General features: G+C 73.2%; 15 protein-coding genes, 1 pseudogene and 1 riboswitch. Of the genes and pseudogenes, 11 read left to right on the top strand and 5 right to left on the bottom strand.

Going from position 1 to position 19,740, the window contains the following annotated elements; all coding sequences use genetic code 11:
* The first annotated feature begins 211 nt into the window (after positions 1-211).
* Together LRD69_RS05840 and LRD69_RS05845 are read left to right on the top strand one after the other, a co-directional pair.
* Positions 212-1,102 carry a neutral zinc metallopeptidase gene (locus LRD69_RS05840; RefSeq protein ID WP_277325476.1) on the top strand — a complete coding sequence of 297 codons (891 nt, stop codon included), beginning with the start codon at positions 212-214 and terminating at the stop codon, positions 1,100-1,102.
* Positions 1,103-1,192: 90 nt separating this feature from the next.
* On the top strand, positions 1,193-1,606 hold the full coding sequence (locus tag LRD69_RS05845) for a VOC family protein (RefSeq protein WP_277325477.1): 414 nt from the start codon (positions 1,193-1,195) through the stop codon (positions 1,604-1,606).
* Between the two features lie 85 nt (positions 1,607-1,691).
* Here LRD69_RS05845 and LRD69_RS05850 read toward each other — a convergent pair whose 3' ends face one another.
* From LRD69_RS05850 to LRD69_RS05860, 3 genes are all read right to left on the bottom strand, one after another.
* Positions 1,692-3,002 (bottom strand): hypothetical protein, encoded by a 1,311-nt coding sequence (locus LRD69_RS05850; protein WP_277329640.1) that lies wholly within the window; start codon positions 3,000-3,002, stop codon positions 1,692-1,694.
* A 183-nt stretch (positions 3,003-3,185) separates the two neighbouring features.
* Complete coding sequence (locus LRD69_RS05855; protein ID WP_277325478.1) at positions 3,186-4,313, bottom strand: hypothetical protein; 1,128 nt, start codon at positions 4,311-4,313, stop codon at positions 3,186-3,188.
* A gap of 110 nt (positions 4,314-4,423) precedes the next feature.
* A complete protein-coding gene (locus LRD69_RS05860) occupies positions 4,424-5,110 on the bottom strand; it encodes a class II aldolase/adducin family protein (RefSeq protein ID WP_277325479.1) in 687 nt (228 codons plus the stop codon).
* A 294-nt stretch (positions 5,111-5,404) separates the two neighbouring features.
* Here LRD69_RS05860 and LRD69_RS05865 point away from each other — a divergent pair, with 294 nt between their 5' ends.
* From LRD69_RS05865 to cobC, 8 genes and pseudogenes are all read left to right on the top strand, one after another.
* Entirely contained in the window at positions 5,405-6,688 is a 1,284-nt protein-coding gene (locus tag LRD69_RS05865) for an inorganic phosphate transporter (protein WP_277325480.1), read from the top strand.
* A gap of 12 nt (positions 6,689-6,700) precedes the next feature.
* Positions 6,701-6,934, top strand: coding sequence for a hypothetical protein (locus tag LRD69_RS05870; protein WP_030920048.1), 234 nt, complete (start codon positions 6,701-6,703; stop codon positions 6,932-6,934).
* A gap of 163 nt (positions 6,935-7,097) precedes the next feature.
* A riboswitch (cobalamin riboswitch) is annotated at positions 7,098-7,229 on the top strand.
* Positions 7,230-7,379: 150 nt separating this feature from the next.
* Positions 7,380-8,360, top strand: coding sequence for a cobalamin biosynthesis protein (locus LRD69_RS05875; RefSeq protein ID WP_277325481.1), 981 nt, complete (start codon positions 7,380-7,382; stop codon positions 8,358-8,360).
* Positions 8,357-9,907 (top strand): cobyric acid synthase, encoded by a 1,551-nt coding sequence (locus LRD69_RS05880; protein WP_277325482.1) that lies wholly within the window; start codon positions 8,357-8,359, stop codon positions 9,905-9,907. Before LRD69_RS05875 ends, LRD69_RS05880 begins: the two co-directional genes overlap by 4 nt.
* Positions 9,908-10,004: 97 nt before the next feature.
* Positions 10,005-12,014, top strand: coding sequence for a putative cobaltochelatase (locus LRD69_RS05885; RefSeq protein WP_277325483.1), 2,010 nt, complete (start codon positions 10,005-10,007; stop codon positions 12,012-12,014).
* Complete coding sequence (gene cobO / locus LRD69_RS05890; protein ID WP_277325484.1) at positions 12,014-12,613, top strand: cob(I)yrinic acid a,c-diamide adenosyltransferase; 600 nt, start codon at positions 12,014-12,016, stop codon at positions 12,611-12,613. The genes LRD69_RS05885 and cobO overlap by 1 nt, the downstream gene beginning before the upstream one ends.
* Positions 12,607-14,106, top strand: a complete 1,500-nt coding sequence (locus LRD69_RS05895) for a cobyrinate a,c-diamide synthase (RefSeq protein WP_277325485.1) — start codon at positions 12,607-12,609, stop codon at positions 14,104-14,106. Before cobO ends, LRD69_RS05895 begins: the two co-directional genes overlap by 7 nt.
* Positions 14,103-15,715, top strand: a pseudogene (gene cobC, locus LRD69_RS05900) (Rv2231c family pyridoxal phosphate-dependent protein CobC). Before LRD69_RS05895 ends, cobC begins: the two are co-directional and overlap by 4 nt.
* Positions 15,716-15,848: 133 nt before the next feature.
* On the opposite strand, the gene LRD69_RS05905 reads toward cobC, so the two are convergent.
* Both LRD69_RS05905 and LRD69_RS05910 read right to left on the bottom strand, forming a co-directional pair.
* Positions 15,849-16,895: an SCO1860 family LAETG-anchored protein gene (locus tag LRD69_RS05905; protein WP_277325486.1), complete on the bottom strand. Its 1,047-nt coding sequence runs from the start codon at positions 16,893-16,895 to the stop codon at positions 15,849-15,851.
* Positions 16,896-17,229: 334 nt separating this feature from the next.
* Positions 17,230-18,330: an amidohydrolase family protein gene (locus LRD69_RS05910; protein ID WP_277325487.1), complete on the bottom strand. Its 1,101-nt coding sequence runs from the start codon at positions 18,328-18,330 to the stop codon at positions 17,230-17,232.
* A gap of 105 nt (positions 18,331-18,435) precedes the next feature.
* On the opposite strand from LRD69_RS05910, the gene LRD69_RS05915 reads away from it, so the two are divergent.
* Positions 18,436-19,542, top strand: a complete 1,107-nt coding sequence (locus LRD69_RS05915; RefSeq protein WP_277325488.1) for an aminotransferase class V-fold PLP-dependent enzyme — start codon at positions 18,436-18,438, stop codon at positions 19,540-19,542.
* Positions 19,543-19,740 lie beyond the last annotated feature (198 nt).

Here is a 19,740-nt window from a genome sequence, read left to right on the forward strand (position 1 = left end):
AGGAGAATTGCCATGGGACTCAGTCTACTGGCGGTGTGCAACTGCTTTCCCGCGTGCTGCTGCCGCTGCCCCTCCAGACGCCCCGGGCACTCGCCCTGCGCGGCCGGTCCGCTGCACCCTGTCACCGAAAAGGGGCATGTCGTGATGATCTATCCGATACTCGGCGCAGGGCGGTGAGGCAGCCGCAGCCGGATCAGAGGGTGGTGCCCCCATGCAGTTCGACGACGACGCCGATCTGGACACGTCCGAGGTCCAGGACGTGCGCGGCAGCCGCATCCCGGGCGGCAGGGCCACGGTGGGCGGCGGCATCGTCGGCATCATCGCGCTGATCCTGGGGCTGTTCTTCGGCGTCGGCCCGGACCAGCTGGGTCTATCGTCGGGCGACTCGGGCACGACGGCGACCGCGTCGTCGGCGGCGCAGGTCGAACAGAGCTGCCGGACCGGCCAGGACGCCAATACCAGGGACGACTGTCGGACCGTCGCCGTGGTCAACAGCGTGCAGGACTTCTGGCGCCAGGAATTCGCCCGGCGGGAGGCGAAGTACGGGAACGCGCGGACGGTTCTGTTCACCGACCGGGTGGGCACCGCCTGCGGCGCGGCGACCTCGGCGGTGGGGCCGTTCTACTGCCCGGGCGACCGGCAGGTCTATCTGGACCTGGGGTTCTTCGACGAACTGCGGACGAAGTTCGGAGCGAGCGGCGGCCCGTTCGCCGAGGCGTACGTCGTCGCGCACGAGTACGGCCACCATGTGCAGGACCAGATGGGGACGCTGAGCCGGGCGCAGGACAGCCGTACGGGCTCGAACAGCAACGCGGTGAAGGTGGAACTGCAGGCCGACTGCTACGCCGGGGTCTGGGCGCACCACGCGACGACCACGCCCGACGAAGCGACCGGGCGGCCGCTGATCACGTCGCTGACGCAGGCGGACATCCGGGACGGGCTCGACGCGGCCGCGGCGGTGGGCGACGACCGGATCCAGGAGAGGTTCCAGGGCGAGGTCACCCCGGAGTCCTGGACGCACGGCTCGGCCGCGCAGCGCCAGCAGTGGTTCACCACCGGCTTCCGCAGCGGCGACATGGCCGACTGCAACACCTTCCGCTGAGCCGCTCCGGCCCGTTGTCAGTGGCCGGCGCAAGACTGAGACGCACATCACAGAGCCAGGTCAGGCGGAGTGCGAAAAGGGGTGAGCGCCATGGCGGGCGCACCGGCCGGGGTTCCGACGGTCTATCCGACGATTCTGTACAACGACGCGAAGGCCGCGATCAGGACGCTCACGAAGGGGCTCGGGTTCACTGAGGAAGCGGTCTACGAGGGGGAGAACGGCGTGGTGCTGCACGCGGAGCTGTCCTGCGGCAACGGCAGGGTGATGCTCGGCTCCAAAGGCCGTGAGGGGGTTTTCGCCAAGGCGATGGCGGGCGCGGGGCCGTGCGGTGTGTACGTCGTGGTCGACGAGGTCGACGCCCACCATGCCCGGGCGGTGGAGCACGGGGTGGAGATCCTGATGCCGCCCACGGACCAGGACTACGGCTCGCGCGACTACATGGCGCGGGACGCGGAGGGCAATGTGTGGAGCTTCGGGACGTACGCCCCGGGGTCCGCGGACTGAGCACCGGTCCTCGGCGCCGGGTCCGCAGCGGGGCCGAGGACGGGCACGGACGTGTGCACGGACACGCCCGGGGGTTGCGGGCCGGTCAGGCTCCGCCGGTGTGGACCTGGAAGGCGGCGCGGCGGACGGCTTTGGCGAGGGCCGGGTCGGGGTGGGCGGCAGCCAGCGCGACCAGCACCTGGACGGTGCGCGGGTGCCCGACGGCCCGTACCTCTTCGAGCAGGGCCGGGACGGTGCCCTGGACCGCCGAGTCGAGGTGGCGGACCAGCAGCGCGGTCTCCCCGTGATCGGCGACGGCGGCGGCCGTGTCGACCCAGAGCCAGGTGGATTCCTCGCGGCTGAGGACCTCCTGGGCGTCCTCGGGGTCGGCTCCGTCGTACTCGGCCAGCCAGAGCAGCGCGTACGGGCGCAGCGAGGGGTCGGTGACGACGGAGCGCACCTCGGGCTCGGCGGGGGCGCCGACGACCCGGAGCGCCTCGAAGGCGAGTCCGCGCAGCAGCGCGTCCTCGCCGCGGGCGACGGCGAGCAGTTCGGCGACGGCGCTGCCGACGGGGCGGGCGGCGAGCCAGGCGCGGTATTCGGCGCGGGCCGGCCCGGGGGTGAGCCGGGCGCAGCCGAGCAGCATGTCGGCCGCTGACTGTTCGATGTTCCCGGCCGGGCTCTGGGCGGCGACGCAGATCTGTTCCAGCTTGACCCAGACCGCCCAGTTGCCGAGCGGGGTGAGGGTGGCGTGGCCGGCGCCGAGCGTCAGTGCGCCGACGGCGGCCAGTCCTTCCAGGGCCCAGTCGAGGAGCAGCGCGATCAGTGCGGCGGGGTGCGCGGTGGGGGCGGGTTCGGCCGGCTGGTGCGGCGCCTGCGGCCCGTACGGCACCTCACAGCGTTCCTCATGGAGTTCCGCGACGCGCTGGCCGAGGAGGTCGAGAAGGGCGGGCACGGTGACCGGGCCTGCCGAGAGCTGGAGGAGGGAGAGCACCTGGGGCACGGCCTCGACGGCTTCGGCGACCGCGGTGGCCTCTATGTCCTCCGGTGCCGGGTGGACGAGCGACCAGGCGTCGAAGAGTGCCACCCAGCCGCGGAGCACGGCGGAGTCGTCGCCGTCCCAGGCGCGCAGCCGCCAGCCCGGGCGCGCGGTCTCGCCGTGCAGTTCCACGAGGCCGGCCAGGCGGGCCCGGTCCCAGCCGGAGCGCACCTGGGCCGGGGAGAGTTCGAGTGCGGCCGCGGCCCGCTGGAGGGCGTGGGCGGCGAGCGGGGCCGTACCAGGGCCCGCACCGTCGGCGGCCCAGCGGGCGATCCGTACGGCATCGGCCAGCACGGCCCTGGCCTGGCGGGCCAGTTCCGCACGGGGCGGGGTGCCCTCCGGCGGCCGGGGGGCCGGCCTGGTGCGCCGGGTGGTCACGGCCGTGCGGGCCGTGGCAAGGGATCGCGGGCGGACAAGTCGCAGCCTGGAGTCGCGCGGGGTACGGGACGTCACGGGAGCAGTCTTGCCTCTGACGGCCCGAAAGCCCAAACGGAACCCGAATTGGCGGGGGAACGGGCGGCGGGGCGCGCCCGGACCAACCGGATGATCCCTCGCATCAGGTCACATCAGGGGCGTGAGGAAGCGTCGCAAGGCCTCTTCGTAGCGGTCCGGACCGGCATTCCACATCGCCGCATGCGGAGCCAGCGGTACGGACTGCAGCGTGACCAGGTCGGGGCGGCGCGCGGCGAGATCGCGGGACGGCTGCCAGGGCGCCAGGGTGTCGTCGGGGCCGTGGAAGATCAGCGTGGGGACGTGCAGGGCCTGCGGCACGGAGGTGTCCAGGAGCGGGGCGCCGCGCAGTCCGGTCTGGCCCTGGGCGGCGCGGACGGCGAGCGGGATCAGTACGGACGGAACGCCCCGGGCGGTGGCCAGCGCGCGCAGGGTGGTAACCCAGTCGAGCACCGGGGAGTCCAGGACGAGTCCGCAGATCCGGTCGCGGAGCGCGGAGTTCACGGCCGTGTGCAGGGCCATGGAGGCCCCGGTCGACCAGCCGTGCAGGACGACCTTCTCGGCGCCGTACCGCACGGCGAAACGGATGGCCGCGTCCAGGTCGCGCCATTCGGACTCGCCGAGGTGGGCGAGGCCGTCCGGGGGGCGCGGCGCTCCGGGGTCGCCGCGGTAGGCCAGGTCAAGCACCGGAAGCTGCAGCCCGTGCAGGAACTCCAGGACGTTCATGGGGTGTTCGCGGGTGGTGCCGAGACCGTGCACGGTGATGACCCAGGTGCCCCTGGGTCCGGGCAGGAACCAGGCCGGCAGGATCCCGAGTTCGCCGGGGATCTCGACGTCCCGGTGGTCGAGGCCGAGGGCGGTGCCGGGGTCGCCGCTGTACAGCGCGGGGGTGATGCGCACCTGGACGCCGGGTTCCAGGCTGCCGCTGCTGACGCGTTCCAGCCGGCGCACGACGGCGTCGGCGGCGTGCGGTGCCTGTTCGACCACCGGGCCGACGACCGCGTGGACGCCGTCGCCCACCAGCCCGTACGTACCGGGCCGGAGCGCGGCGAAGGAGCGGGTCAGCGTGATCTGTCCGGCCGCCGTGGCGTGCACGGTGAGTTTGCGGTCCGCGGGAAGGGGGCGCCCGGACGGCACCCCGAGGGCGGCGTCGCTGGCGTACCGGCCGGCCGCGACCACTGCCGCGCCGACGCCGAGGACGGTGGTGACGGCTGCTGCCGTCGCTGTAGCCGGGCGCACCGCTTCAGTGTCGGTGGGTGTGCCGCGCCCTGCCAGTGGACGGGGGCCGTCCGGTGCCGCCGCACGCCCCGGCCCCTCCCCCGTGCCGGAGGGAGCGGGCGTACGCGAGGTCAGCCGGGCTGTCCGTACCCCTCCAGGGCGTCCCGGACCTCGTCCAGCTGGGCCCGCGTGAGCAGGGACGGGGAGTGGCCGGGGACGGAGCTCGCGGTGAGCCAGAGCCGGCACATCCACTCGAGCTGGGCGGTGCGGTCGTAGGCCTCGTCGAGGGTGGAACCGTAGGTGACGGTCCCGTGGTTGCGCAGGAGACAGCCCGTGCGGTCACGCAGGGCTTCCAGCATGCGGTCGGCCAGCTCCTGCGTCCCGTACCGCGCATAGGCCGCGGTACGGACGGGGCCGCCCAGCATGGCGGCGGCGTAGTGCACCAGCGGCACCTCGGGGACGAGGGTGGAGACGGCCGTGGCGTGGACCGCGTGGGTGTGCACGACGGCGGCCGCGTCGCTGTTGCGGTAGACCGCCAGGTGGAGCGGGAGTTCGCTGGTCGGGGCCAGTTCGCCGAGGACCTGCCTGCCCTGCAGGTCGACGCCGACGGTGTCGCCGGGGCGGAGCCGGTCGTAGGGCACGCCGCTCGGTGTGACCAGGACGAGGTCGCCGACGCGCGCCGACACATTGCCCGAGGTTCCGACGACCAGTCCGTCCGCCGCGGTCCTGCGGGCCGTGGCCACGACGTCGCGCCAGGCCCGTTCGACGGCGTCCTGCGCATCGTGGACGTCCTGCGCGTCATGGGTGCGATCGCTCATGAGCCAGATCCTGGCAGTGGCGTGGACGCGGCGGGAGACAGCAGGGTGACCGACATCTCTTTTGGCCGGATTTTCGCTGGATCCTCCCTCGGGTTCACCGGTGTACAGGGCCGGCCAGGGCGACGAAATCCGGCCACCGCAGGCCCTGCGCCCCGCCCCGGCCGTCACGCGGCGGACGAAGCGAACGACCTCAATCCGTTTGGAGACACCCCAGTGCCCCGCTCAGTTCATCTTCCGTTCACTCAGGTTGCCTACGGTCCACGAGCCAATGACGTCGAACGATTGCCTGGGTAAATGGAACACATCACGCTGCTCCTCGCGATTGTGATCGTGACAGCTCTAGTGTTCGATTTCACGAACGGTTTCCATGACACCGCCAACGCGATGGCGACCACCATCTCGACCGGTGCCCTCAAACCCAAGACAGCGGTGGCCATGTCCGCCGCTCTCAACCTCGTCGGCGCGTTCCTGTCCGTGGAGGTCGCCAAAACGATCTCCGGCGGGATCATCAACGAGAACGGGCTGCGAACAGAAGTCATCTTCGCGGCCCTCGTCGGCGCCATTCTCTGGAATCTGCTGACCTGGCTGGTCGGCCTGCCGTCCAGTTCCTCCCACGCTCTCTTCGGCGGTCTGATCGGCGCCGCGGTGATGTCCGCCGGCTGGTCGTCGGTCGACGGCGGGACGGTCGTCACCAAGGTGCTGCTCCCCGCGGTAGCCGCCCCGATCGTGGCCGGTCTCGCGGCGCTGCTCGCGACCAGGCTGACGTACCGGATCGGCGGAAAGGTCCGCAACGACGCCCAGGAGAAGGCCACCGCCAAGGGCTACCGCGCCGGTCAAATCGCCTCGGCCGGACTGGTATCGCTCGCCCACGGCACCAACGACGCACAGAAGACCATGGGCATCATCACCCTGGCCCTGGTCACCGGTGGCGTGCTCTCCCCCGGCTCCAACCCGCCGGTCTGGGTCATCGTCTCCGCCGGTATGGCCATCGCGCTCGGCACCTACCTGGGCGGCTGGCGCATCATCCGCACCATGGGCAGTGGCCTCACCGAGCTGAAGCCGCCGCAGGGCTTCGCCGCCCAGACCAGCGCGGCCACGGTCATCCTGGCCTCCTCGCACCTCGGTTTCTCCCTCTCCACCACCCAGTCCTGCTCCGGCGCCGTGATGGGCGCGGGCCTGGGCCGCAAGGGCGGTGTGGTCCGCTGGTCCACCGCCACCCGGATGTTCGTCGCCTGGGGTCTGACCCTGCCGGCCGCCGGTCTGGTCGGTGCGGGCGCGGAGTTCCTCACCAAGCAGGGCACCTGGGGTGTCGTTGCCGTCGCCGTCCTTCTGGTCGGTGGTTCCGCCGCCATCTGGCTGCTGTCCCGCCGCAAGCCGGTCGGTCACGGCGATGTCGCCCCGGCCGGCCAGGCAGCCGAACCGGCGGGGGTCGTCACCACCGCCATCGCGGCCGTCACCCCGCCGCCCACCGCGTCCGCGGCCGCCACGGCGGACGCGGACGCAGCCACGGACCTCAAGTCCACCATCCCGGCCCCGGCTGGAACCGTCGCCGATCCGGCGCGGCCCGCCACGGTGTAAGGACAGATCACCATGAACATCGACTGGGCAGCTCTCGGCTCCGTCTTCGGCGTCTCACTCGTCGTCACCGTGGCGCTGGTGGGCCTCTTCACCCTGGGCATCGTCGGCCTCTCCAAGCAGCCGGAACCGGCGGCGCAGGGCGGCTCCGGCTCGGGCTCCCTGGTACTCGCCCGCACCGGCGCCTACCTCTGCTTCGGGCTCTGCGCGGCCGCGGTCGCGTACGGGATCTATCTGATCGTCGCCTGAGCAACCGACCGCACTCCGTCATAGGGGTCCGATCGGGCCGGACACACCTCGCGTGTGTCCGGCCCGATGTGCGTCTGCGCACACTGCGCCGCCGCAGGTCAAGGCCAGGTTGACGGGCATTCGCGGAGCGTGGTGGACTGCCGGAGCCATTTACGGCGACAGCAGAGGAAGCCGGTGCGAATCCGGCGCGGTCCCGCCACTGTCACCGGGGAGCAGTCCCCCACACCGGAAGTCACGGCTCGCGCAGGCGGGCTGGAAGGCCGGGGGAACTGCGGATCCGGGAGCCAGGAGACTCTCGCCGCCGGTCACGTCGAACCAGGGCGCGGACCCTGAGTGAGGACATATCGCCATGCCCGGCTGCCGTGCGTCGTCGTCCGTTTCTGTGTCGCTCCCACCGGGAGCCGGCTGTACGAAGGTCCTTCGAGGCGCAACGGCCGGCTGAGCCGTGCGAGCCGACCGCATCTTCGCGTACGGCGCCACGGCCGGTCTGATCGGCGATCAGCTCCTCGGTGATCCCCGCCGACGGCATCCGGTCGCCGCGTTCGGACGGGCCGCCGCGGCCGTCGAGCGCCGCCTGTGGCGCGACCACCGCGGGTGGGGCGCACTGCACACCCTGGTCTGCGCCGGAGGCGCCGCGGCCGGAGCCGCGCTGGCCGCCCGTGCCGTGCGGGGTCGTCCCGCCGCATCCGTCGCCCTCACCGCGGCAGCCACCTGGTCGGTCGTCGGCGGCACATCGCTGGGGCGGGAGGCCCGCGCCATCGGCGGCGCGCTGGCGGCGGGTGACATCGCACTGGCCCGTGAGCGGCTCCCCCATCTGTGCGGCCGCGACCCGCACTCCCTCGACGGGCCGCAGATCGCCCGCGCCGTGGTGGAGTCGGTCGCCGAGAACACCTCGGACGCGGTGGTCGGCGCGCTGGTGTGGGGCGCGCTGGGCGGCGTGCCCGGACTCGTCGCCTTCCGGGCCGTCAACACCCTGGACGCCATGGTCGGGCACAAGTCGCCGCGCCATCTGCGCTACGGCTGGGCCTCGGCCCGGCTCGACGACGTCGTGGGCTGGCCCGGCGCCCGGCTCACCGCCGCGCTCGCCGTGGTCGCCGGGAGGCGGCCACGGCAGGCGGTACGGGCCTGGCGGGCCGACGCGGGCAAGCACCCGAGCCCCAACGCCGGGCCGGTGGAGGCGGCGTTCGCGGGCGCGCTCGGCGTACGGCTGGGCGGAACCCTCGCGTACGGCGGCCGGGTCGAGCACCGGCCGGTGCTGAACGGCGCGGCCGGCCGTGCGGTGGGGACCGAGGACATCGAACGTGCGGTGCGGCTGTCGCGCCGGGTGGGGGTGCTGGCCCTCGGCGTGTGCGCGGCGGGCCGGCTGATCGCGGGACGGCGGTCGCCCGCGGGGCGGCTTCCGGCCGCGGGACGGAGAAGGACATGAGCGGCGGACTGCTGGTCGCCGGAACCACGTCGGACGCGGGCAAGAGCGTCGTCACGGCAGGCATCTGCCGCTGGCTGGTGCGCCAGGGGGTGAAGGTCGCACCGTTCAAGGCGCAGAACATGTCACTGAACTCGTTCGTCACCCGCGAGGGCGCGGAGATAGGACGCGCGCAGGCGATGCAGGCGCAGGCCGCCCGCGTGGAGCCGACGGCTCTGATGAACCCGGTACTGCTCAAGCCCGGCAGCGACCGCTCCAGCCAGGTCGTCCTGATGGGCAGGCCGGTGGGCGAGATGAGCGCGCGCGGCTATCACGGGGGGCGGCAGGAGACGCTGCTCTCCACGGTCGTGGACTGTCTGGAGCAGCTTCGGGGCACGTATGACGCCGTGATCTGCGAGGGGGCGGGCAGCCCGGCCGAGATCAATCTGCGGCGCACCGACATCGTGAACATGGGGATCGCGCGGGCCGCGCGATTCCCCGTGGTCGTGGTCGGCGACATCGACCGTGGCGGCGTCTTCGCCTCGTTCTTCGGCACGACGGCGCTGCTCAGCGCCGAGGACCAGGCGCTGATCGCGGGCTATCTGGTCAACAAGTTCCGCGGCGACGTTTCACTGCTGGAGCCGGGGCTCGACATGCTGTACGGGCTGACCGGACGGCCGACGTACGGGGTGCTGCCGTTCGCCCACGGTCTGGGCATCGACGAGGAGGACGGGCTGCGGGTCTCGCTGCGCGGGGCCGTACGCGAGTCGGTCGTCGCGCCGCCGCACGGTGAGGACGTGCTGCGGGTCGCCGTGTGCGCGGTGCCGCTGATGTCGAACTTCACCGATGTGGACGCGCTGGCCGCCGAACCGGGGGTGGTGGTGCGGTTCGTGGACCGGGCCGAGGAGCTCGCCGACGCGGATCTGGTGATCGTGCCCGGCACCCGCGGCACGGTGAAGGCGCTGGTCTGGCTGCGCGAACGCGGGCTGGCCGACGCGCTGCTGCGGCGGGCGGCGCAGGGGCTCCCGGTACTCGGCATCTGTGGCGGTTTCCAGGTGCTCGGGGAGCGGATCGAGGACGAGGTGGAGTCGCGGGCCGGGCAGGTCGACGGGCTCGGGCTGCTACCGGTGCGGATCCGCTTCGACCGGGAGAAGACCCTGGCCCGGCCGGTCGGTTCGGCCCTCGGGGAGCGGGTGGAGGGGTACGAGATCCATCACGGGGTCGCCGATGTGCGGGGCGGCGAGCCGTTCCTGGACGGGTGCCGGGTGGGCGCCGTATGGGGGACGCACTGGCACGGGTCGCTGGAGAGCGATGGGTTCCGGCGGCGGTTCCTGGTGGAGGTCGCGGCGGCGGCGGGGCGGCGGTTCGTGCCGGCGCCGGACACGAGTTTCGGGGCACTGCGGGAGGAACAGCTGGACCGGCTGGGGGACTTGATCGAGGAGCATGCGGACACGGGCGCGCTGCTGAGGCTGATCGAGGCGGGGGTGCCCGGGGGGTTGCCGTTCGTGGGTCCCGGGGCGCCGGCGGTCCCGGTGGCCCGTGGGGCCGGGGTGACCGGGGAGTGCTCGTGAGAAGGGCGTGTAGGGCAGGCCTTGTTCTTCTGCCCGCCCTGCCCCGTGACCGGGGCGCCGGTCCTTGGATGGATGACGTCGTCGTCGAGGAGACTTTGTGAGTACCGCGTACCCCTTCACCGCCATCGTCGGGCAGGACGATCTGCGGCTCGGGTTGCTGCTGAACGCCGTGTCGCCCGCTGTCGGTGGCGTGCTCGTCCGTGGCGAGAAAGGGACCGCCAAGTCCACCGCCGTGCGGGCCCTTGCCGCGCTCATGCCGGAGGTTCCCGTGGTCGCCGGGTGCCGGTTCTCGTGTGATCCGGGGGCGCCCGATCCGGCGTGTCCCGATGGGCCCCACGAGGCCGGGAGCGGCGTGTCGCGGGCGGCGCGGACCGTCGAACTGCCGGTGGGGGCCTCCGAGGACCGGCTCGTCGGTGCGCTCGACATCGAGCGGGCGCTCGCCGACGGGGTGAAGGCCTTCGAGCCGGGGCTCCTCGCCGACGCGCATCGCGGGATTCTCTACGTCGACGAGGTCAACCTGCTCCACGACCACCTGGTGGACCTGCTGCTCGACGCGGCCGCCATGGGTGCCTCGTACGTGGAGCGCGAAGGCGTCTCCGTACGGCATGCCGCGCGCTTCCTTCTCGTCGGGACGATGAACCCCGAAGAGGGCGAGCTGCGGCCGCAGTTGCTCGACCGGTTCGGTCTGACCGTCGAGGTCGCGGCGTCGCGCGAGACGGATCAGCGGGTCGAGGTGGTGCGGCGGCGGCTCGCGTACGACGACGATCCCGCCGGGTTCGCCGGCCGCTGGGCCGAGGAGGAGGGGGCGCTGCGGGAGCGGATCGTCGCCGCGCGGGCGCTGCTTCCCCAGGTGGCGCTCGGGGACCGTGCGTTGCGACAGATCGCCGCCACCTGTGCGGCCTTCGAGGTCGACGGGATGCGGGCCGACATCGTGATGGCCCGCACGGCGACCGCACTGGCTGCGTGGGCCGGACGTACCGACGTACTCGCCGAGGATGTCCGGCAGGCCGCCCTCCTCGCGCTCCCCCATCGGCGTCGCCGCAACCCGTTCGACGCCCCCGGTCTCGACGAGGACAAGCTCGACGACACGCTGCAGCAGAACAGCGGTGAGGGGGAAGGGGACGACCCGGATCCGGACGGGCCCGGCGGGGGCGGGCGGCCACCGCAGGGGGACGCCCCCGACACGCCGCCGCAGTCCGGGGCGGGGGACCGCGACGCGCCCGGACTCCCCTCGCAGGGCCGTCCGGCCGGGGACGGGGAGCAGCAGCCGGTACGTGCTGCCGAGCCGTACCGTACGAAGATGCTCAGCGTGCCGGGGATCGGCGAGGGCGCGGCGGGGCGACGGTCCCGGGCACGTACCGAACACGGTCGCACCACCGGCGCGCGGCGCCCCGAGGGGGCCCTGACCAAGCTGCATCTGGCCGCGACCGTGCAGGCCGCCGCCCCGCACCAGCATGCGCGCGGACGCACCGGGCGCGGCCTCGTGGTGCGGCGCGACGATCTGCGGCAGGTCACCAGGGAGGGGCGTGAGGGCAACCTGGTGCTCTTCGTGGTGGACGGCTCCGGTTCGATGGCCGCCCGGCAGCGGATGGCCGCGGTGAAGGGCGCGGTGCTGTCGCTGCTGCTGGACGCCTACCAGCGGCGGGACAAGGTCGGTCTGATCACCTTCCGCGGCAGGACCGCCGAGGTGGCGCTGCCGCCGACGTCGTCCGTGGACGCGGCCGCGGCACGGCTGGAAACCCTGCCGACCGGTGGGCGCACCCCGCTCGCGGCCGGGCTGCTGAAGGCCCATGACGTCCTGCGGGTGGAGCGGCTGCGCGACCCGTCGCGGCGGGCGCTGCTGGTCGTGGTGACGGACGGGCGGGCGACCGGCGGCCCTGAGCCGGTGGCGCTGGCGGCACGGGCCGCGCGGCTGCACGAGGCGCAGGGCACCGCATCCGTGGTGGTGGACTGCGAGTCGGGGCATGTGCGGCTCGGGCTGGCCACCGCGCTCGCCCGCGATCTCGGCGGCACCGCCGTCACTCTCGACGAGTTGCGCGCCGACTCGATCGCCGGACTGATCAGGGACGTCCGGGGAACCAACACACCCAGCAGAAGGGCCGCTTGATGCCGCAGGGACAGCCGACCAACGTGCCGGACGACGGACTCACCACCCGTCAGCGCCGCAACCGCCCGCTGCTCTTCGTCCACACCGGCATCGGCAAGGGCAAGTCGACGGCCGCCTTCGGACTCGCGCTGCGTGCCTGGAACCAGGGCTGGCCGATCGGGGTGTTCCAGTTCGTCAAGTCGGCGAAGTGGAAGGTCGGCGAGGAGAACGCGCTGAAGGTGCTCGGCGCGAGCGGTGAGGGCGGCACGGTCGCCTGGCACAAGATGGGCGAGGGCTGGTCGTGGGTGCAGCGGGACAACCAGCTCGACAACGAGGAGAAGGCCCGGGAGGGCTGGGAGCAGGTCAAACGCGACCTGGCCGCCGAGACGTACAAGCTCTATGTCCTCGACGAGTTCGCGTATCCGATGCACTGGGGCTGGATCGACACCGACGAGGTCGTCGACGTGATGCGCAACCGCCCCGGCACCCAGCATGTGGTGATCACCGGTCGCCATGCCCCGGAGAAGCTCGTAGAGGCCGCTGATCTGGTGACCGACATGACAAAGGTGAAGCACCCGATGGACGCCGGCCAGAAGGGCCAGAGGGGCATCGAGTGGTGATGATTCCGCGACTGGTGATTGCCGCGCCGGCCTCCGGAAGCGGCAAGACCACCGTGGCGACGGGGCTCATGGCCGCGTTCGCGCAGCGCGGTCTCGCCGTGTCGCCGCACAAGGTCGGCCCCGACTACATCGACCCCGGCTACCACTCACTGGCCACCGGGCGGGCGGGGCGCAACCTCGACGCGTACATGTGCGGGCCGGAGTTGATCGCTCCGCTGTTCGCGCACGGGGCCCGGGGCTGCGACCTGGCGATCGTCGAAGGGGTGATGGGGCTGTACGACGGGGCGTCCGGGGAGGGCGAACTGGCGTCGACCGCGCATGTGGCGAAGCTGCTGCGGGCGCCGGTGGTGCTCGTCGTGGACGCGTCGTCGCAGTCCCGGTCCGTGGCCGCCCTGGTACACGGCTTCGCCTCGTGGGATCCGGAAGTACGGATCAGCGGGGTGATCCTCAACAAGGTCGGCTCGGACCGGCACGAGATGCTGCTCCGGGATGCGCTCGACGAGTCCGGCGTACCGGTGATGGGGGTACTGCGGCGGGCCGAGCAGGTGGCCACACCCTCGCGGCATCTGGGGCTGGTACCGGTGGCCGAACGGCGCGGCGATGCGATGGCAGCCGTCGCGGCGATGGGGGCGCAGGTGGGGGGCGGGTGTGATCTGGAAGCGTTGATGAGGCTGGCTCGGTCGGCGCCGGGTACGCCTGGGGCGTCGGGGGCGTGGGATCCGGTGGCGGCGTTGCGGGTGGGGGGCGCCCGCGGCGGGCCTGCTCCCCTGCCCGCGCCCTCCGAGAACCGTGGCTCCGCCGCGGGCCCCGGTCCTCGAGCGCCGGACGGGCCGGGCTTCCGCCCGGGCGGCCCGGGAAGCACGCCGGGCGGAACTGCGTCGCCACGAGGCGGCGCTCCCGTCGTCGCCGTTGCCGGCGGGCGTGCGTTCACCTTTTCCTACGCCGAGCACACCGAGCTCCTCGCCGCCGCCGGGGCCGATGTCGTGACGTTCGATCCCCTGCGGGACGAGGCGCTGCCCGAGGGCACCCGTGGGCTCGTCATCGGTGGCGGGTTCCCGGAGGTGTACGCCCCGGAGCTGTCCGCCAACGAACCGCTCCGCAAGGCCGTTGCCGATCTGGCGGCCACCGGGGCGCCCGTCGCCGCGGAGTGTGCGGGGCTGCTCTATCTGTCGCGTTCGCTCGACGGACGGCCCATGTGCGGGGTGCTCGACGCCGAGGGCCGGATGTCGGAGCGGCTGACGCTCGGCTACCGGGAGGCCGTCGCGATCACCGACAGTCCGCTGGCCGCGGTCGGCACCCGGCTGCGCGGGCACGAGTTCCACCGGACGGTGCTGGAGCCGGGTGCCGGTGCCGCTCCCGCGTGGGGCATGCATCTGCCGGAGCGGCGTGTGGAGGGCTTTGTGCAGCAGGGCGTCCATGCCAGCTATCTGCATACGCACTGGGCTTCGGCACCGGGCATCGCCCGGCGGTTCGTGGAGTGGGCCGCGGGGTGACGCCGTCGGTCCGCTCGCGCAGGGCGACCCGGCCGCCCGCGGCGCAGTTGGTCGTCGGGGTCGGGGCGGGCAGCGGCGTGACGGTCGACGAGGTGCTGGAGCTCGTCTCGTGCGTGCTGCGCGAGGCCGGCTTACCGGCGCGCTGCGTCGTGGAGCTGGCGACCGTCGACGCCAAGGCGGACGAACCCGGCATCGTCGGGGCTGCGGCGCGGCTGAGCGTACCCGTGCGTGCGTACCGCGCGGACGAACTGGCCGCGGTCGCCGTACCGAATCCGTCGGACGCCTCGCTGTCGGCGACCGGCACCCCGTCGGTCGCGGAGGCGGCAGCTCTCGTGGGCGCGGAGGAACTGCTCGTGCCGAAGCGGAAGTCGAGCCCCCGCGGGCGGGTGGGAAAGGTGACGTGTGCGGTGGCCCGGCGGGCGCCGCACGCGCATCCGGATCCGACCGTTGCGTGGAACCCGGTGCCGGGCACATAGTCGTCCTGCTGTCGCTCCACCCCCGACTCACCCCCCACACCCCCCTGGAAGTCATGCACACTCCTACTGAGAGTCCCGATGTGAACAGCGCGGGCGGGCACGATCTGCGTCATCACGGTGACGCGGAGGTGCGCGGCCGCAATCTGACCGATCTCGCCGTCAACGTGCGCACGGATACGCCCCCGGGCTGGTTGAAGGAACGCATAGCCGCCTCTCTCTGCACCCTCGCCGCCTATCCGGACGGGGACCGGGCACGGGCCGCGGTCGCGGAGCGCCACGGACTGCCGGTGGAGCGGGTGCTGCTGACGGCGGGTGCGGCCGAGGCGTTCGTGCTGCTCGCACGGGCGCTGCCGGCCCGGCGGCCGGTCGTGGTGCATCCGCAGTTCACCGAGCCCGAGGCGGCGCTGCGCGCGGCCGGGCACGAGGTGGGGCGGGTGCTGCTGCGCCCCGAGGACGGTTTCCGGCTGGATCCGGCCGCCGTGCCCGAGGAGGCCGATCTGGTGGTGGTCGGCAATCCGACCAACCCGACGTCGGTCCTGCATCCGGCGGCCGCACTGGAGAAACTGGCGCGCCCCGGGCGGACGCTGGTCGTCGACGAGGCGTTCATGGACGCGGTGCCGGGCGAGCGCGAGGCGCTGTGCGGACGTACCGACATCCCCGGCCTCGTCGTACTGCGCAGCCTCACCAAGACGTGGGGGCTGGCAGGTCTGCGGATCGGTTACGTCCTGGCCGCCCCGGAGACCATCGGCACGCTGCAGAAGGCGCAGCCGCTGTGGCCGGTGTCGTCCCCGGCACTGGCGGCGGCCGAGGCGTGCATGGAGCCGCGGGCGCTGGTGGAGGCGGCCGCGGCGGCGGACCGGATCGCGGTGGACCGGGCCCATTTGATCGCCGGGCTCACGGAGTTCACCGAGGTGCGGGTGGCGGAACCGGCCGAGGGGCCGTTCGTGCTGGTCCGGTTGGAGCGGGGGGCGCAGGTGCGGGAGCGTCTGCGGACGCTGGGGTTCGCGGCGCGGCGCGGGGACACGTTCCCGGGGCTCGGCCCCGGGTGGCTGCGGCTGGCCGTGCGCGGCCGGGCGACGACCAACCGTTTCCTGCAGGCGCTCGATCAGGCGCTGCTGCTCGCCGACCGGTGAACGGCACGGGCACGCCGGCCTGCTGATCCCCCGCAGGGGCGGGGAGCGGCGTGCCCCTGCGGGAACGCCGCTCCCCGCCCCCTGCCCCCGCTTGCCCCTACGGCCTCCGGCCGCCCCCTCGGGCCGGGTCGGGTCAGTCCTGGGCGCCGCGCCTGCGGGCCACGACCGTCGCGCCCGCGCCGAGGGCCAGCAGCAGGGCCGCACCGCCCGCGATGTACGGGGTCGTGGAACTGCTTCCGGTCTCCGCGAGGCTCGTGTCGACTGCCGCCGGGGCGTGGCCGGTCCCGGTCTGGGGCTTCACGTCCGTGCCGCCGTCGCCGCTGCCCCCGGTGGTGGTGGTTCCGCCGTCGCCGCCGCTGGTTCCGCCGTCACCCGAGCCGCCCGTGGTTCCGCCGTCGGCGCTGCCGCCCGTGGCTCCGCCGTCGCCCGAGCCGCCGTCACTGCCTCCCCCCGGCTTTGTCGGCCTGCCTCCCTTCGGGGTCTCGCAGGCCGCTTCGGCGAGCGTGACCTCGCCCTTGACGTCGGCGACGTTCAGATCGAGCGGGTTGACGGACACCCTCAGCCGGAGCGCGACGGCCGCGGCGGCACGCGAGGTGGTCTGCGTCTTCGACAGGTCGAGCGTCACCTCACCCACATGCGGCACACGGATCCGCGTGGGGCCGCCCGCCGTGAGCGTGACCCGCTTGCCGAGGACCGAGACCCGGCCCAGCACGTTCGATTCGGCCACGGGCCTGCGGCCCACCTCGCAGACCGCCTTGGACGTGACCTTCTCGACCTGTACGAGCGAGAGGAGCGGCAGTCCGGGCACATGGACGCGGGCCTTGACCAGGTTGCTGCGGCCCTCCGCCCGCTGCTTGTCCACGGTGGCGTCCGCCGTGGCCACATCGGCACGCAGCACGCTGAACGGCCGCCCGTGGTTCACGCCGTCGAGCCGCACGCTGAGCGCGGTCTCCTCGGCGCTCGCCGGTGCGTGCACCTCGTTGAGCGAGGCCCGGAGCGGCACATCGACCGTCTTGTTCAGAAGTGAGACATCGAGCGCGGCACGGAGCACGGCCGCGCTCGCCTTCCCGCCGCCGGTGGTCGTGGTGGCCCCGGTGGCGTGCGCCGGGACGGCGACCAGCAGGGCGACGGGCGCGGCGGCAACCGCCAAGGCGGCGAGGCGGAAGGTGTTGCTGTTCAAGATGGTGGAACCCCCACAAGAGACATGGAGCCACCGGCGCCGCCCAATGGGGGACATCGCGGGCACCGGTGACCTCGACTCCGTGAATCTTTACGCACAGAGGGTGAACTGGCGGACAGCTGAGGCGAGTTCACTCCAAAGGGGGGTTTTCGCGCCTGTATTCGAATAACTCGGCACGCCTGTTCCTGTGTTGTTCTCCTGCGTCACCCGATCCGTTGAGCGCGTGCGGGGTTTCGGCCGTTAGCGCCGGAGTGTGCGCAAATGTGCTGCAACGAGCGGGAACGGTGTTCCGTCACGGGCTGTCAACCTGGCCGTGTGCCGGGACGGGGCGGCGTCAGCCGATCACGCGCCCGTTCAGCACCACCCGGCGCGGTGCCGCCAGCACCCGTACGTCCGCCCGCGGGTCCTCGTCGTACACCACCAGGTCCGCCGGGGCGCCCTCCTCGAGCCCCGGCCGCCCCAGCCAGGCGCGCGCGCCCCAGGCCGTCGCGGACAGCGCCTCGCGCGCCGGGATTCCGGCCTTGACCAGTTCGGCGACCTCCTCCGCCACCAGCCCATGGGCCAGCGAGCCCCCCGCGTCGGTCCCCACGAAGACCGGCACCCCGGCGTCGTACGCCGCGCGCACGGTGTCGTAGCGACGCTCGTAGAGCTGCCGCATATGCGCCGACCAGCGCGGGAACTTCGCCTCGCCGCCCGCCGCGAGGTCCGGGAACGTGGCGATGTTGACCAGCGTCGGGACGATCGCGACCCCGCGCTCGGCGAAGAGCGGAATGGTGTCCTCGGTCAGGCCCGTCGCATGCTCGATGCAGTCGATCCCGGCCTCGACGAGATCGACGAGGGCGGCCGCGGCGAAGCAGTGCGCGGTGACCCGGGCGCCGAGCCGGTGCGCCTCGGCGATGGCGGCCTCGACCTCGCCGCGCGGCCAGCAGGCGGCCAGGTCGCCGGCGTCGCGATCGATCCAGTCACCCACCAGCTTCACCCAGCCGTCGCCGCGCCGCGCCTCCTGTGCGACGTACGCGACCAGGTCGCCGGGCTCGATCTCATGGGCGTAGTTCCGGATGTACATGCGGGTCCTGGCGATGTGGCGGCCGGCCCGGACGATCTTGGGAAGGTCCTCCCGGTCGTCGATCCACCGGGTGTCGGAGGGCGATCCGGCATCCCGGATGAGCAGTGTGCCGGCCTCCCGGTCGGTCAGCGCCTGCTTCTCGCTGGTGGCGGCGTCGACCGGGCCGTGGTGGTCGAGCCCCACATGGCAGTGGGCGTCGACGAGGCCCGGCAGCACCCAGCCGGTGACGGTCTCCGCCGCGTCCGCGCCGGGCGGCCGCTCGTACGAGATCCGTCCGCCGACCGCCCACAGCTCGTCCCTGACGTCGTCGGGACCGACGAGCACCCGCCCCTTCACGTGCAGCACCGGCTGCGCCTTGTGATCGCTCATGGCAGCACTGTACGAGGGGCGGTGTCCGAGGCCGTGGGTACTCTCGACGGAAGCACTGTCCGTACGCCGAACCGCAGGCCGACCCGATCCGAAGAGAGCACCACCGTGACGCACCCCCTCCTCGACCTCGCCCCGCTCACCGCCGCGCACTTCGCCGCCATCGAGCGCCGGGTGGCCGGCCTGCTCGCCACCGAGCAGGACGTCGTCATCATGCAGGGCGAGGCGCTGCTTCCCCTGGAAGGCTGCATCCGGGGCGGCGCCCGGCCCGGTTCGACCGCCTTGAACGTGGTCACGGGGCCGTACGGTCAGACCTTCGGCAACTGGCTGCGGGACTGCGGTGCCAACGTCATCGATCTCGCGGTGCCGTTCCACACGGCCGTCACCGCCGACCAGGTCGCGCAGGCGCTCGCCGCGCACCCGGAGATCGACTTCGTCTCGCTGGTCCACGCGGAGGCGGCGACCGGCAACACCAACCCGGTCGCCGAGATCGGCGAGGTCGTCCGGGCGCACGGAGCGCTCTTCATGCTGGACGCGGTCGCCTCGGTGGGCGCCGAGCCGCTGCTGCCGGACGTGTGGGGCGTCGACCTGTGCGTGATCGGTGCGCAGAAGGCGATGGGCGGCCCGGCCGGGGTGTCGGCGGTGTCGGTGAGCGAGCGCGCCTGGGAGCGGATCGCCGCCAACCCCGAGGCCCCGCGCCACTCGTACCTCTCGCTGCTGGACTGGAAGGAGCGCTGGATCGACGGCGGCCGCCAGGCGCTCCTGCACGCCCCCGCACAGCTGGAGATGCTGGCGCTGGAGGCGTGCCTGGAGCGGATCGAGGCGGAGGGCCTCCAGCCGCTGATGGCGCGGCACGCCGCGGCCGCAGCGGCGACGCGGGCAGGCGCCGTGGCGCTCGGCGGCGGTCTGGCGCCGTATGTGCACGAGGCGAAGGACGCGGCGCCCGTCGCCACGACGCTGCGCGCCCCGGCCGGAGCCGACGCCTCCGGGCTGGTCGCCAAGGCGCTCGCCGCCGACCCGTCGCTGCCGCTGATCGCGGGCGGCGGGGCGCTGTCCAAGGAGATGATCCGGGTCAATCACTACGGTGTGGACGCGACCCGGGGCGCGGTGCAGTCCTCGATCGCCGCGCTGGGGGCGGCGCTGGCCGACGAGGGCCGGGAGGTCGACTTCGAGGCCGCCCGCAAGGCCGTGTCGGAGGCCTGGCCGAGCGTGTAGTTCAGGCCGGTCCGGCGACGGGCCGGGCGTAGTCGGTCTCTTCGGTGCGGGGAGCTGCCTCAGGGCGGCTCCCCGCATTTTTCTGTCCACCCGGCACGATGGCCGGAACCTCACGGCGCACGCCGCCCCGTGCCACGCTCCCTGGCGGGTGTCCGGCCCGGGCACCTACTATGTGAGACCTGATCACATCCGCTGGCG

The organism is Streptomyces sp. JH14, from assembly GCF_029428675.1.
Lineage (GTDB): Bacteria > Actinomycetota > Actinomycetes > Streptomycetales > Streptomycetaceae > Streptomyces.

Excerpts from the sequence above, each read along its gene's own strand:
- LRD69_RS05865 (WP_277325480.1), top strand. The coding sequence starts at position 5,405 with ATGGAACACATCACGCTGCTCCTCGCGATTGTGATCGTGACAGCTCTA.
- LRD69_RS05840 (WP_277325476.1), top strand. The coding sequence starts at position 212 with ATGCAGTTCGACGACGACGCCGATCTGGACACGTCCGAGGTCCAGGAC.
- cobO (WP_277325484.1), top strand. The coding sequence starts at position 12,014 with ATGCCGCAGGGACAGCCGACCAACGTGCCGGACGACGGACTCACCACC.
- LRD69_RS05860 (WP_277325479.1), bottom strand. The coding sequence starts at position 5,110 with ATGAGCGATCGCACCCATGACGCGCAGGACGTCCACGATGCGCAGGAC.
- LRD69_RS05870 (WP_030920048.1), top strand. The coding sequence starts at position 6,701 with ATGAACATCGACTGGGCAGCTCTCGGCTCCGTCTTCGGCGTCTCACTC.
- LRD69_RS05880 (WP_277325482.1), top strand. The coding sequence starts at position 8,357 with ATGAGCGGCGGACTGCTGGTCGCCGGAACCACGTCGGACGCGGGCAAG.
- LRD69_RS05845 (WP_277325477.1), top strand. The coding sequence starts at position 1,193 with ATGGCGGGCGCACCGGCCGGGGTTCCGACGGTCTATCCGACGATTCTG.
- LRD69_RS05910 (WP_277325487.1), bottom strand. The coding sequence starts at position 18,330 with ATGAGCGATCACAAGGCGCAGCCGGTGCTGCACGTGAAGGGGCGGGTG.